The organism is Streptomyces sp. NPDC048643, assembly GCF_040650615.1.
In the GTDB taxonomy this organism is placed as follows: domain Bacteria; phylum Actinomycetota; class Actinomycetes; order Streptomycetales; family Streptomycetaceae; genus Streptomyces.
In genome coordinates this window covers 1-13,986 of record NZ_JBEZHO010000031.1, presented here as the reverse complement: position 1 = coordinate 13,986, position 13,986 = coordinate 1, and the positions used below count along the sequence as shown (strand labels likewise).

General features: G+C 73.6%; 8 protein-coding genes. 4 read left to right on the top strand and 4 right to left on the bottom strand.

The features are described from left to right. Positions 1-139 precede the first annotated feature (139 nt). Both AB0C62_RS26775 and AB0C62_RS26770 read right to left on the bottom strand, forming a co-directional pair. Positions 140-1,021 carry an LLM class F420-dependent oxidoreductase gene (locus tag AB0C62_RS26775; protein WP_362977270.1) on the bottom strand — a complete coding sequence of 294 codons (882 nt, stop codon included), beginning with the start codon at positions 1,019-1,021 and terminating at the stop codon, positions 140-142. 312 nt (positions 1,022-1,333) lie between these two features. After that, positions 1,334-2,155 (bottom strand): AfsR/SARP family transcriptional regulator, encoded by an 822-nt coding sequence (locus tag AB0C62_RS26770; protein ID WP_362977268.1) that lies wholly within the window; start codon positions 2,153-2,155, stop codon positions 1,334-1,336. Between the two features lie 581 nt (positions 2,156-2,736). Between AB0C62_RS26770 and AB0C62_RS26765 the strand changes: the two genes are divergently transcribed. Together AB0C62_RS26765 and AB0C62_RS26760 are read left to right on the top strand one after the other, a co-directional pair. Then, the gene (locus tag AB0C62_RS26765) at positions 2,737-3,846 is read left to right on the top strand and encodes a thioesterase domain-containing protein (protein WP_362977266.1); all 1,110 of its coding nucleotides are present in this window, start codon (positions 2,737-2,739) and stop codon (positions 3,844-3,846) included. Further along, positions 3,843-5,555, top strand: a complete 1,713-nt coding sequence (locus AB0C62_RS26760; protein WP_362977264.1) for an AfsR/SARP family transcriptional regulator — start codon at positions 3,843-3,845, stop codon at positions 5,553-5,555. The genes AB0C62_RS26765 and AB0C62_RS26760 overlap by 4 nt, the downstream gene beginning before the upstream one ends. A gap of 589 nt (positions 5,556-6,144) precedes the next feature. On the opposite strand, the gene AB0C62_RS26755 is transcribed toward AB0C62_RS26760, so the two are convergent. Then, positions 6,145-7,029 carry an AfsR/SARP family transcriptional regulator gene (locus AB0C62_RS26755; RefSeq protein WP_362977262.1) on the bottom strand — a complete coding sequence of 295 codons (885 nt, stop codon included), beginning with the start codon at positions 7,027-7,029 and terminating at the stop codon, positions 6,145-6,147. Positions 7,030-8,611: 1,582 nt separating this feature from the next. Between AB0C62_RS26755 and AB0C62_RS26750 the strand changes: the two genes are divergently transcribed. Then, positions 8,612-9,232 carry a ScbR family autoregulator-binding transcription factor gene (locus AB0C62_RS26750; protein WP_362977260.1) on the top strand — a complete coding sequence of 207 codons (621 nt, stop codon included), beginning with the start codon at positions 8,612-8,614 and terminating at the stop codon, positions 9,230-9,232. Between the two features lie 752 nt (positions 9,233-9,984). Here AB0C62_RS26750 and AB0C62_RS26745 read toward each other — a convergent pair. Continuing rightward, a complete protein-coding gene (locus AB0C62_RS26745; RefSeq protein ID WP_362977258.1) occupies positions 9,985-10,959 on the bottom strand; it encodes a TetR/AcrR family transcriptional regulator in 975 nt (324 codons plus the stop codon). A 499-nt stretch (positions 10,960-11,458) separates the two neighbouring features. Between AB0C62_RS26745 and AB0C62_RS26740 the strand changes: the two genes are divergently transcribed. Continuing rightward, entirely contained in the window at positions 11,459-12,436 is a 978-nt protein-coding gene (locus AB0C62_RS26740; RefSeq protein ID WP_362977256.1) for a ScbA/BarX family gamma-butyrolactone biosynthesis protein, read from the top strand. Positions 12,437-13,986: the final 1,550 nt, after the last annotated feature.

The following is a 13,986-nucleotide window of genomic DNA, read 5'->3' as shown; positions in this document are numbered from 1 at the left end:
ACCGGGCGGTCGGTGCGTGACCGGGACCGGGCGGTCGGTGCGTGACCGGGACCGGGCGGTCGGTGCGTGACCGGGACCGGGCGGTCGGTGCGTGACCGGGACCGGGCGGTCGGTGCGTGATCGGGACCGGGCGGTCGGGTCAGGTGCCGGTGAGTTCTTCGATCACGGGGGCGAAGGTGTCCATGGCGTTGTCGAGGACGACGATGTAGGACAGGCCGAAGCGTTCGCGTTGTTCGCGTAGTTGCTCGGCGATCTGTTTGACGGTGCCGAAGAGCATGACCGGCAGGGTCAGGCGGTCTTCCTGCGACATCTCGGGGTGGATCTTGGGGAGCCGGTCGGCGGCCGCCCGCCGGTCGTCGGTGACCTCGACGTGGTGCACCAGTACGTTCCGTTCGGCGGGAGTGGTGCGGTGGGCGGCGAAGCGTTCGTAGGCGGCGACGCGTTCGTCGAGCTGGGCGGGGGTCAGGGCGTTGAGGATGCCCTTCTCGTAGCCGGCGGTCGCGGTGAAGGCGGCGATGTCGGCGTGCTCGGCCATCAGGCGCAGCAGCCGGTCGCCGTTGCCGCCGATGAGCAGCGGGGGCCGGGGGCGCTGGACGGCGGGCGGGGTGTGTGCGGGATCGCTCAGCAGCCGGTCGAGTTCGCGAGCGGTCTGCCGCAGGACGTCGATGCGGCCACCGGGCGGGAGGAACTCGATGCGGGCGCGCTCGTGTTCGGCCTGCGCGTAGCCGGCGCCGAGGCCGATCTCGAGCCGGCCGCCGGTCAGGGCGTCGGTGGTGGCCACGTCCCGGGCCAGCAGCGCGGGGTTCCAGAAGCCGGCGTTCAGCACGAAGGTGCCGATCCGGGGGCGTTCGGTGGCGTCCGCCGCGGCCGTCATGGCCGGGAACGGGGAGACCATGCCCAGATGGTCGGGGACCAGGATGACGTCGTAGCCGAGCAGTTCAGCGCGCCGGCATCGGTCCCGCCACTGCGCACCCCCTGCCGGCTTCAACATGTTCACACCGAAACGAAACGGCCTGGTCATGCCCCGCCCCCCAAAAATATTGGTTCTGCCTGCCCGCCTGCCGCCTGCCCGCACGTTCCGTCTGCCGCCTGCTTGGTGCTGCCTGCCTGCCTGCTGGCTGCCTGCCCGCATGTGCCGTCTGCTGCTGCCCGCCGGCCTGCTTGCTGCCTGCTTGGTGGCGGCCGGTCTGTGCTGTGGCGGCTGTGCCGCCGCGGTGACCCTACCTCAGCGTGTGTCTCGTCAACGGGGCTTGCTGGAGGCTGTTCTGGCCTGTCCGGAGCGGTCCCGCAGGTGGGGTTCGGTGACGGTGGCGGCGCTGGTGCCGGTGGGGTGTCAGGCGGCGTAGAGGTCGAAGGTGGAGGTGCGGCGGTCGCCGGAGGTCACGTCCAGGGCGGGGTCGACGGTGAGCATCATCTGGTGCAGGCGCTGCAGTTGGGGTGAGGGCTCCACGCCGAGTTCGTCGATGAGCTGCTTGCGCAGTCTGCGGTACACGTCCAGGGCGGTGGCCTGCCGTCCGGAGCGGTAGAGGGCGACCATCGCCTGGGAGTGCAGGCCCTCGTGCTGGGGGTGACGGGCGATCAGGTCGGTGAGTTCGGCGATGAGTTCGCCGTGCCGGCCCAGACGCAGGTCGGCGTCGATGCGCCGCTCGACGGTGACCAGGCGGGACTCCTTGAGCCGCATGATCTCGATGGAGAGGATGGCTCCGGCGCGCACGTCGACGAGGGCGGGTCCGTCCCACATGTCCAGGGCGCTGCGCAGGAGGGTGGCGGCCTGGCCGTCCTCGCCCTGTTCGAAGGCGCGCTGTCCGCCGGCGACGAGCTGCTCGTAGCGGTGCAGGTCGACGGCGTCGGCCGGGACCTGCAGGACGTAGCCGCCGTGCCGGGTGGCCAGGACCTCCTTGGCGTTGCCGGGGGCATCAGGCCCCATGGCGGTGCCCAGGTGGCGGCGCAGCTGCAGGACGTAGGTCTGCAGGGTGGTCATGGCGCTCTGCGGCATGTCGGTGCCCCACAGCTCTTCCATGAGGGTGGCCACCGGCACGATCCGGCCGGGATAGAACGCGAACAGCGCAAGGAGCTGACGCGGCTTGCTCGCGGTGGGCACGATCGAGACACCGTTGACGGTGGCGCTCAAGGGCCCCAGAACCTGGATCTCCACGGTTTCCTCCCCGTACTCCATCGAGTGGCGGCCGTGCCGGCGCCCCGTCGCAGGGCGGCCTTGGCCTTCGGCACGCTAGACCCGTTTTCGGCCGCCGCCCGGATTGCTGGACCCGCCCTCAAGCAGCCCTCTACACACCCCCGCAACCCGCCGCCACACACACGGACCCCACACAGACCCACACCGACCGCAGACCCTCCGCAGACCCACCGCAGAGCAATGGCAGACCAATGGCGGGCGGATCAAGGCGGGTCGGGGGCGGACCGTAGACGGGCCACGGGCGCACCCCGGGCGGACCGGGCGGGTGGGCGGCGGGCGGACCTCTGCGGGTGGGCCGGATGGATCAGGAGCAGACGGCGGGCGGCGGGCGGCGGGCGGCGGGCGGCGGGCGGCGGGGCAGGGGACTTGAGAAGGCGTGCAGGCCGGTTCGAAAGCCGCTGGTGGTGGCGCCCACGGTGGGCGGGGTGCGGCTATCGTCCACATTCCCCGGCCCGCCGCACAGGGCACGGCCGCCGGGCGCCGGTGTGCGGCCCCGGCCATCGGGGCGGGGCCGCTTCGAGTGACTCGTCGATGGAGTGGCCATGCACAGGACGCAGGAGCCGCAGCTGCGGCTGTTCGTGTTCCACCACGCCGGTGGCTCGCATCTGGCCTACCGCGACTGGCCGCCCTGTTTTCCGGCCGGCTGGCAGGTCCACGTCCCCGACGCGCCGGGCCGCGGCCCCCGGGACGAACGCCCCGCGCTGCACGACGCGGACGCCCTCGTCGACCACTACCTGCACACGCTGGACGACACGATGAACGGGCGTTTCGCGTTCTTCGGACACAGCCTGGGCGCCATCGTCGCCTACGAACTGACCCGCCGTCTGATCGACGAGGGCCGCACCCCACCGCTGTGGCTCGGCATCTCCGCCCGCGACCCCTTCCCCGCCATCCCCCACCCCCATCCCCACGGCACGGCCAACACACCGAGCGCCACCGGCACGACGGACACGGCATACGCGACGCACGCGCCGTACGCGGCCGACCCTGCGAACACGACGGCCGCCGCGGGCACGACGTACTCGGCGGGCACGACGTTCGGGGCGGCCACGGCCACGACGTTCGGGGCAGGCGCGGGGCGGACGCGGGACACGCAGGCCGTGGACAGCACGCAGGGTGCCGGGAGCGCGGAGGCCCGGTCTGAGGGCGGGAGCGCGGAGGCCTGGCTGCCCGGCGGGAGCGGGGAGGCCGGTCGGGGCGGTGGGGGGAGGCTGAGCGGTGAGGGCGCGATGGACACCGTGGGCGCCGCGGGTGGTGGTGGGCGGCATCTGCTGTCGGATGCGGAGCTGCGCCGCCAGTTGGCGGCGATGGGCGGCACGCCACCGGTGGTGCTGGACCATCCGCAGTTGTGGGAGCTGTTCGCGCCGGTCATCCGGGCGGATCTGCGGATCAACGAGACCTGGCGGCCCGGGCCGGCCGCCGCCCCGCTGCCGGTGCCGCTGTCGGTGTTCGGGGGCCGCGAGGACCAGGTGGCTGCGCCCCACCTGCTCGGCGGCTGGGCGCAGATCTGTGAACCCTTCCTGGGGATACGCCTGTTCGAGGGCGGCCACTTCTACTTCCAAGGCCGCCTGCCCGAGGTCGCCCGGCACATCCAGGACGACGTGCACCGCGCCCTGCTGCACTCCCGCGCCTCCTCCACGGTGACCTCATGAACGCCCCTGCCGGCCACGGCGCCACCATGAACACCCCGCCCGCACACGGTGATCCGATGGACCCCTCGGCCGCACGCGGCGGCCCGACGGGCATCCCCGCAGATGTAGATCATGACGGCTCCACGGGCGCCCTCGCCGGTCACGAGCACGGCGGAGCGGTGGGCTTCCGGGCCGGACACGGCATCACGACAGGTGCCCTGGCCGGGCACGAGCACGGCGGAGCGGTGGGCTTCCAGGCCGGGGCCGGCGACACGGCGGACATCCCGGCCGGGCACGGTCACGGCGGCCCGGTGGGCGCCCCGGGCGGGGACGGTGCCCTGGGCGGGCACGGGGGCCTGGCCGGGGACGGCGGCCCGGCGGGGTACGGCGGCACGAACGGTGTCCGGGCCGGGCAGGGGCACGGTCCCGGGTGCGGCGGCCCGGGGGGCGGTGGGGCCGGCGGGCGCGCGGCGGGCGAAGTACGGGTGACGGTGGGCGAGTTCAGGCTGCTGGGCCCGGTCAGCGTGTGCGACACGGCGGGCGGGGTCATCGCGCCCAGCGGTCCCAAACAGCGGGCCCTGCTGGCCACCCTGGTCCTGCACGCGGGTCAACTGCTGTCCGTGGACCGCCTGGTGGAGGAGTTGTGGGGCGGCACGCCGCCCGCGAACGCGCCCAACGCCCTGCAGGCCCACGTCGCCCGGCTGCGCCGCCTGCTGCCCGCGCCGGGCCACGAGTGGATCAGCACCCTGCCCACCGGCTACCTGCTGGCCCCCGGCCACGCCTCGACCGACGTGGCCCGCTTCACCCGCCTGTCCGGCCAGGGGCGCGCCGCCCTGCCCCGCGACCCCGGCCAGGCGGCGCAGCTCCTGCAGCGGGCCCTGTCGCTGTGGCGGGGCCCGGCTCTGCAGGACAGCCGGCACGGCCCGCTGTGCACGGCCGAGGCCGACCGGCTCGAGGAACAGCGCCTGACCGCTTGGGAAGCCCTCTACGAGGCGAGTCTGCAGTGCGGGCGCTCCACCGAGATCACCGCCGGCCTGGAACGCCTGAGCGCCGACCACCCGCTGCGCGAACGGTTCTACGACCTGCTCATGCTCGCCCTGTACCGCAGCGGCCGGCAGGCGGAGGCCCTGGGCGTCTACGAGCGCGCCCGCCGCCACCTGATCACCACCCTGGGCATCGAACCCGGCCCGGCCCTACGTGCCCGCCTGGAAGCAATCCTCAACCACTCCCCCGCCCTGACCCCACACACCCCCCAGCACCGACACCCCTCACCCGCCGCCGGTCCGCCACGCCCTTCCAGTCCCCCGCACCCCCTCGACCCAGCACGCACTGCCGACCGGACGGACACGCCAGCCCCGGCAAGGGCGTCTGCCGCAGCCCCGACGGATCTGACGGATCTGACCGCCCGGGCGGGCCGGACGGCTCCGGGAGGCCCGGTGGCGCCGGCGGGCCCTGCGGGCAGAACCGGACAGGTGACGGCGGCGCCAGCGGCAGGGCCGGGCTCCACGGACCTGACAGACTCCGCAGGCCTGACCGGCCTGACCGGCCTGACCGGCCTGGCGGACGTGGCAGGCCTGGCGGGGTTGGCCGGGTTCGTGGACGTGGCCGGCAGGTCGGGTTCTGCCGATCTGGCGGGCGAGTTGGCGGGCCTGCGGGCCCGGATCGAGGAACTGGCGCGCGATCAGCAGGACTTGCTCCGAAGGATTCAGCGGGAGCAGGCCCTCCGCTAGCCCGGCCAGGCACCCTCCGCGGCCCACGCCAGGCCCGGCAGGACAGACGGCACAGGCATACGACCGACCCCCGGCAGGCGCACGGTGCACCCGGGCGGCCACGCGATCGGCCGTCGAGAGGACCCGACCGGCATGGACTGGGCGCGCGCCGGCCCCGGGAGGGCGCGCTGCGGGGGCACGGAGCAGACAGGCGACCGGCGCGTGCGGGGCCTCGGCTCACACACACCCCGCACACAAGAGGGACTGAGGCCGGGTCAGCCGGTCTACGGAGTCTGCGGGGCGTCGTGGCCCTGCCGGTCCGTGGGGGTCTGTCGGCTTGCGGGGCATACCGGTCTGCGGGACCTGCCGGCCTGTTGGCTGCCGGCCTATTGGTCTGCTGAGCCCGCTGGCCCCACTGGGCCTGCTGGTCTGCTGGGTCTGCTGGGTCTGCTGGGTCTGCTGGCGGCCGTGTGCAGCGCGGCGCCCCGCCTGCCCGGGGCCGGTTCTGCGGCGCTCGGGAGCGGACGGGGCGAGGGGCGCTGCGTACAGGTAGGGGTTGGGGGGAGGTCGGGGTGTCAGCCGGTGCACGGTCGGAGCAGCCGCTGGTGTGTCAGTCGACGCGTACGAGGCGGTCGCGTGAGGCGGCGGTGAGGGTTTCGGGCCGCAGGACGTGGGCGGTGGGGGCGGGCGCCTCGGAGGTCTCCAGGATGGCCCGCTGCAGCCGGCGCAGTCCCGCCGACGGCTCCAGGCCCAGATCGCGGACCAGGGCCTGACGCAGCCGCTGATACACGCTCAGTGCCTCGCCGCGGCGCCCCGAGCGGTGCAGGGCCAGCATGAACTGGCCGTGCAGGTTCTCGTGGGTGCGGTAGCGGCTCACCAGCACGGTGAGTTCGCCCAGCAGTTCACGGTGCCGGCCCAGCCGCAGGTCCGCCTCGATGCGCTGGTACAGCGCGCACAGCCGGGTCTCCTCCAGGCGGCGGGCCTCCATCTCCAGCTGCGCGCCGGTCTGCACGTCCGCGAGCGCCGATCCGCTCCACAGGGACAGCGCCTCACGCAGCAGCCGGGCCGCGCCCGCGAAGTCCTCCGCGTCCATGGCCCGATAGCCCATCCCCGCGAGGCGCTCGAACTTCTGGACGTCGCTCGAACCGCCGCCCCCGCGCAGCAGATAGCCGCCCGGCGCCGTCACCAGCACATCCTTCGCCGACACCGGCACACCGTCCTGCGGCGCGGGCTGAAGGGCCGCGGAATGGGCCGCGCCCGTCTCAAGGGCCGTTCCGATCAGTTCCCGCAACTGCAGGATGTACGTCTGCAGCGTGGTCCGCGCCGAACGCGGCGGCCGCTGCCCCCACAACTCCTCGATCAGCAGGCCGACCGGCAGCACCCGGTCCACATGCAACGCCAGCAACGCGAGCACCTTGCGCGGCTTGGGCGCCGTCGGCATCACCGCGACCCCGTTCACCCGTACACCCAATGGACCCAACACATCGATATCCACGCCATATCCCCCTGCTCGTGTGTGGCCTGCATCTCCAGGCAACCCCAGTAAAAAACCAGCACTCCGGTTTGTCAATACCAGACCGGCCATGCTGTTTCTTTACGCTCCCATCCGTTCCTCGAGCACCCCTAAAGCCACGAGGGATTGACGCCCAAGCTCCACAAACCCCCTCACCATCAGCACGATCACGGACAAACGAGGCGAACACCCTACCGCTGTCCGGCAGTTCTCGAGGGAGTCCGGACCTCCGCAACCCCCGATAAACAGCCAACACGGTCTGTTAGGGGGTCGGGCTCGACCCCACCCCCACACCCCGCCTCACCAGCCCCCGGCCGACCGGAACACGCCAATCCGCCCCCACCACCCGGCAGTCCACCCCTCCCCACGACACCCCCGGCGCGCTACCCGGCACCCGCCGCAACGGACGCCGGCCCAACCGGCAACCCGGCAACCCGGCAACCCGGCAACCCGGCAACCCGGCAACCCGCGCGATCCACCACGCGCCGTCCCGAACGCCTGGCCGCCTGTCCGCCCGTCCGCCTGTCCGCCTGTCCGCCTGGAGCACGGGGATCCCTGCCCCCGACGCCGGTCGCCGGTCGCCGGACAGGAGCTGCCGCGAGCAGCGGGACGGGGCACGGGACCCCTGTGCGTCGCGTTCGCGTCCCGTGCGCGAACTCCCCTGCCCCGGAACCGGACAGGCCCGCCAAGGCCCCGGGTGGAAGCGAGCCCACTCGCTCCCGCCGGCCGCCCCCGCCCTCCGCGCCACGAACCGCCCGCGCATCTCGCACCCGGCACCCGGCACCCGGCACCCGGCACGACTCAAGGCGTCAACGGCTCAACGGCTCAACGACGGAACTGGCCGGGGGCGGGCCGTCCGGGCACTGCCCGTTCCCCGCCCGGCGCTTGGCCAGTCGCCCACCCTCACGCGGGGGCGGCCTTTGGGCGCCGTCGAGGCCCCGTGCTGCCGGGGCCGGCAACTCCCGGACCCGGCAGCACGGGGGCCACCGCCACTGCCGCGCAGCCGTGGCCGTGGCCGTGGCCGTGAGCAGGGCGCCGGCGGCGGCAGTGATCACGGTCGGCGGGTGCAGCAGGGGTTGGGGGGTGCCCGGGGCCTGAGGGGGCGGGGGCGTGGGGCTGCAAAGAACATGCTGCGCTTTTGCCGTAACTCGGTCGTGAAACCGGCGAGTTGGTCTTGACGCGTTCTTAACGGCGCCTCGACCCACCGGAGATGGCGCCACGGCCGCACCGGGGGCGTGGACAGGGGGTGTGACGGGCCGGCGGGGCCGGTGGGGCCGGGCGCGGTCCGGCGGCGGCCGGTGTCCGTGCTCCGGCCGGAAAGGGGGAGGCAGGAGGGCCGGCCGGTCCGGTCGGTGCACCACTCCTTCGGGGCCGGCTCACCCGCGACGGCTCCGGCCGGCGGTCGGTCTGGGATCATGGCCGGCGCAGCACATCGGGGGATGTGGTCCCTGCGGGGGAGGTCCGGTGTGAACCGGCCGCCCTCTTCCCTTCCAGCAAAGAAACCGCCACGCTGGTTTTATAGTTACCTGCACCGTGCAGCAGCCTTCCCCGAGGAGTTCCCCGCATGAAGCAGCAACGTGCCGTACGCACCCGTGACGCGCTCATCCGCTCCGCGGCCGAGACGTTCGAGAGCCGCGGCTACGTCCAGGCGAAGCTCGCGGAGATCAGCTCCCGTGCCGGGGTGAGCGCCGGCGCCCTGCACTTCCACTTCCCGAACAAGGCCGCGGTGGCCGCCACCGTCGAGGCCACCGCGGCCGCCACCCTGCGCCGCGCGGCCCAGGCGGCGCAACTGCCGGGCATGAACCCGCTGCAGCGCCTCACCGCCGCCTCACACGCGCTGGCCGGGGAACTGCAGGCCGACGTCGTGGCGCGGGCGGGGTTCCACCTCAGCTGCCAGACGCGGCACCGCACGGGGGCGGACCTGCGCGCCGAATGGCATGCCTGGGTGAGCCGGCAACTGGCCGAGGCGGAAACACAGGGACTGCTCGCCGAGCGCGTGCGGGCACACGACGTCGCGGTCGCGGTCACGGCGGCGACCACCGGCATCGAAGCCCTGGCCGGCACCGACCCGCAATGGCTCTCCCCCGCCGCACTGACCCGCTTCTGGCACTTCCTCCTGCCCTGCCTGACCCGGCCCGAAGCACTCACCACCCTCCACAGCGACCCCCACACACGCACCGCCTGACACCCCACCACCCACCACCGCACACCCGACAGCCGACAGCCGGCAGCCGACTCAGCCCACGCACGCCACACCCCCACGCACCACGCACCACGTACGGCGGGCGGCGGGCGGCGGGCGGCGGGCGGCAGGCGGCAGGCGGCGGGCGGGATCGGAGAGCAGGGGCCGGCACGCCTGCGTTCACGTCCCCTCGCGCGGCAGACGCACCAGCGCCCAGACGCCTCCCGGGCATGCGGCGCACCGCGGCCGAGGCCGCTTCGGGACGGGGACCGGCGCACGCCACCACCACTGCCGCACCCAGCCCTCCCGGCGGCAGTCCACCGCCACCAACCGCCCCCTCCCCGAGGAAGAGGGACTGTCAGCGCGCCTCGCCGCCGCCCGGCCCCGGGGGGAACAGGGGGCCAGTCCACGGCCACCGCGGCCCGCCCAGCCTCGGCACGGGTCAACGCCCGGGACGGGTCAACACCCGGGCGGGGTCAACGCCCGGGGCGCGTCAGCGCACCGTCGCCGCCGAGACGCCCCTCGAAGGGCGGGGGTTGTCAGCGCGCGCCGTCACCGCCCAGCCCTGCCGGAGGGTAACGGGGGGGCAGGGCCGGTTCGCCCGCCCGGGGGCGGGCGCGGGGCAGCGGAACCGCCCCCTGAAGGGCGGGAGTTGTCAGCGCGCCCCCGCCGTCCGCCTGCCCCGTCCCGGGGTGGGGAGCCGGTGCGCGCCGCAGGCGTCACCGCCCCACCCCGCCCACCGGGGCGGGGGCGGGTCAGCGCACTGCCGCCGACCCGCCCGCTTCCAGCGCTTCACGGACCGGGGGCGGGACGAGGGCGGGCAGGAGCAGCGTCCAGAGGCGGGTCAGGCGCTCCGGTGCCAGCCACAGCGGATCCTGCGTTCCCAGTACTTCGAAGCCGACGGTCGCCGCGACCACCACCGCGGCCGCATCCCCCGCCGACACTCCTGGCGTCAGGGCGCCCCGTGTCCCGGCCGCGGTCAGCGTCTCGTGCACCCAGCCGCTCCACACCCCCCGCAGCCCCCCGCCCACTTCCGGCCACCGGCCCGGACGTTCACCCCCCGGACGGCGGCCGGCACTTCCTGGCCCCACCGGTCCTTCCTCCGCCGGGTGTTCACGCACCGGGCGCTCTCCCCGCACGCCGTCGAGGCCGAATCCGGCACGCAGCACCACATCGCCGGCAAGGCCGCGGACGAAGACGTGCGTGGTGTCGATGAGCTGCTGCAGTTCCCCCACCCGATCGGGCCCCCGGTCCCCACCCACGCCGTTCGCCGCTCCGAGGGCCGGCCCCAGGACTCCCGGCCCGGGCCCGGCGGCGCGCTCGCCGTCCGCACCCGCGGCCGTATACGCGCCCCCACCCCCGCCCCCGCTCCCGCTCCCGTCTCCGCCCCCGCTGCCGTTGCCGCTGCCGCTGCCGTTGCCGTTGCCGTTGCCGTTGCCGCTTCCGCTCGCGTTTCCGTCGCCGCTTGCGCTCGCGCTTTTGTTGCCGCTCGCAGGTGTCGCCGTCGGTGCGCCGGTGATCTGCCGCAGCCGGGTCAGGGCGGTGTGGGTGACGGCGTTGGCGAGGTCGGCCTTGGTGGCGAAGTGGAAGTAGAGGGCGCCGGCGCTGACCTGGGCCTTCGCGGTGACGGCTGCCAGTGAGGTGACCTCGTAGCCGTCCCGGTCGAAGAGGTGCGCGGCCGCCTCGATGAGTGCCTCACGGGTGCGCACGGCGCGTTCCTGTCGGGTCATCACGGCTCCGTCGGTGCACTGGCAGGGGGCCGCGCACACACGCGGCACAAAGATCATCGGGCCTTGTCCTCGAGAACCGCTCGAGGCCGCCCTACAACCCCCTACAGATCCTCTTCAGGCCCAACCCCGCACCGCCCGCGAAAGAAACGGGCAAACACCCCCCGCCCCCGGCCGGCCCGCCCACACCCCCGGAGCACCGGGCAGGCATCGCGCATGCGCCCGCGGGCCACCGCTCCCGGCACCCGGGCCCGCTGGTCACCAGGCAGCGGCCCATGAGACCGGAAAGGAACACGCGCCCGCCGCCCCGCCCGCGCTAGCGTGGAGCCCGCGCACAGCACCCGTTCCGGCCCCACCGGCCGGAAGGACATGCTCCATTTCACGCCAGCCGGCAGTGCGCCTTCAACGCTAGAAACTAAACCGGTTGGTCTGTATGTTGAGGCATCTGAGGCGCTCGGTCCGGTCCGGCGCATCATCTCGTTGCCACCCAGGGGGATCAGACATGTCCACGAACACGTTCCACCCCGCAACAGGCACCTCCCACCGCATACCCGCCGGCCGACCGCCGCAGGATGCCAGGGCCGCCGCACCCACCCCGGTACGGCTGACCTGCACGGTGCCCAAGGAGTTCGTCCACCGGGCCGCCCTCGCCGAGGTCCTGCTCACCGGCCGTACCCGCCTCAGCGACAACCGCTTCCAGGTCACCGCCCAGTGGCCCCGCGGCCACAGCTTCTACACCCCGGTCGCAGGAACCCACCACGACCCGCTGCTCGCCGCAGAAACGATCAGGCAGGTCGGGTTCCTCCTCCCCCACGCCGAGTTCGGCGTCCCCATCGGCCACCAGTTCGTCATGCGCACCTTCCACATGCAGGTCGACCCCGCCCACCTGCACGTCGGCGCGACCCCCGCGGACCTCGACATCGACGTCACCTTCAGCGACGTCCGCACCCGCGGCACCACCCACAGCGCCGCCCGCTACGACGCCGTCATCCGCCGCGCCGGCCACATCGCCGCCACCGGCAGCTTCACCTACACCTGCATCACCCCCCAGGCCTACCGCCGCCTGCGCGGCAACCACGGCCACCTCCACACCCCCCTCACCGCCCCCCTTCCCCCCCAGAGCGTCGGACGCCTGTCCCCCACCGACGTCGTCCTGTCCCCCACCACCACCCCCAACACCTGGCAACTACGCGTCGACACCCGCCACCCCGTCCTCTTCGACCACCCCGTCGACCACGCCCCCGGCATGCTCCTCGCCGAAGCCGCCCGCCAGGCAGCCATCGCCGCCACCGGCCACACCACCCCCCTCATCCCCACCGAAATCCACAGCACCTACGACCACTACGTCGAACTCGACACCCCCTGCCACATCCACGCCCAACCCCTGACCACCACCACCCACGGCCACCACGTCAAAATCACCGGCACCCAAAACGGCAAAGAAATGTTCCACACCACCCTCACCACCACCCCCCTCTAAACCCCACCCCCCACCCCGGCACCCCAGCCCCCACCGTCCCGGCACCCGCACCCGCACCCAGCCCGAAGCCCGAAGCCCGAAGCGGAACGAAACACACCACCGCCAAGGCACCCCCAACACCCGCCACAACACCGGCAGGCCCACCCCGCATCGAAGACCAAGCCCCCACAGAACCCGGAAACCCGGCACACGCACGACCGCAGACCCAAGCCGGACGGGAAACCAGGAAGCCAGGGACCCAGGGACCCAGGGACTAGACCGAACCCGAGGTCACGGTCCAAGAGCCAGACCGGACATGAAGCCGAAGCCCGGGAACACCAGGCCGGACGCCAGACCAAGGGGCCAAGGGCCAAACCGGACGTGGAGCCGAAACCCGGGAACCAGGCCGGACGCCAGGCCAAGGGGGCCGGGCCCCAGGAAACCGGGCGGGACGCGAGGTCCAGGGGCCGGGACCAGGCCGGACGTGAGGCCGCGGGCCCGGGATTCAGGCGGACGGACAGCCAGGGGGCCGGGGTGCGGGGTGCGGGGTGCGGGCCGGACATGAGGCCGCGGGCCTGGAGCCGGGCGGACGGACGACCAGAGACCAGAGGGGCCAAGGGGGCCCGGTTCCAGGGGACCGGGCGGGCCTAACGCGAGGTCCAGGGGGCAGGGGACCAAGGCCGGAGCCCGGGATTCAGGCGGACGGACGGCCAGGGGGGCCGGGTGCGGGCCGGACATGAGGCCGCGGGCCTGGAGCCGGGCGGACGGACGGACGACCAGAGACCAGAGGGGCCAAGGGACCGACGTGGTACCGGGGCACAGGAACCAGGCCGGACGGACGACCCGCGTGCAGCGGGCCACGCCTCACCGACGACCAAAGCCCAGGAACCAGAGCCGACCGCGAGGCCGACGAGACCGGAACCAGAGCGGACGGACACCCAAGGACCACAGGCCCAGGCCGGACGTGAAGCAGCGGACCAGGACGAACGCAACACAGGCACCCCGGAACCAAACCGCACACCAGCCCCGGGACCCCGTCCGGACACAACACCCCCCGGACCCAAGCCGGACGGAAGAACGGCACAGGAAACCGGGACGGACGGAAGACCGCGGCACAGGAAACCGGGACGGACGGGAGACCGCGGCCCGCCCCCCGCAACCCACCGCCACACCACACCAGCACAGGCACACAGGCCCTGCCCCGAACTCCACCGCCCGACACAGCAGTTCGAGCCCGCCCCAAAACCCCGCACACCACACCCAGCACAAGTCGAACCCCTTCCGCCCACCCCCCGCCCCGACCCCGGAAGCCCCGACCCCACAACCCCACAGCCGCGCAGCGGCACAACCGCACAGCGGCACAGCGGCACAGCGGCACAGCGGCACCAGCAGGTCTCCGACAACGTGAAGCGCCCGCCCCCAACCACACCGAAGGGGCAGGCGCTTCACGCACGACCACTCACACCCACACCCTCACCCCGCCACCAAAACGCCGCCACCCCCAAAACCGACCACCAAACCAACAGCCCACAAACCAGCCACACCCACCACACACCATGCAAATAGGCCCA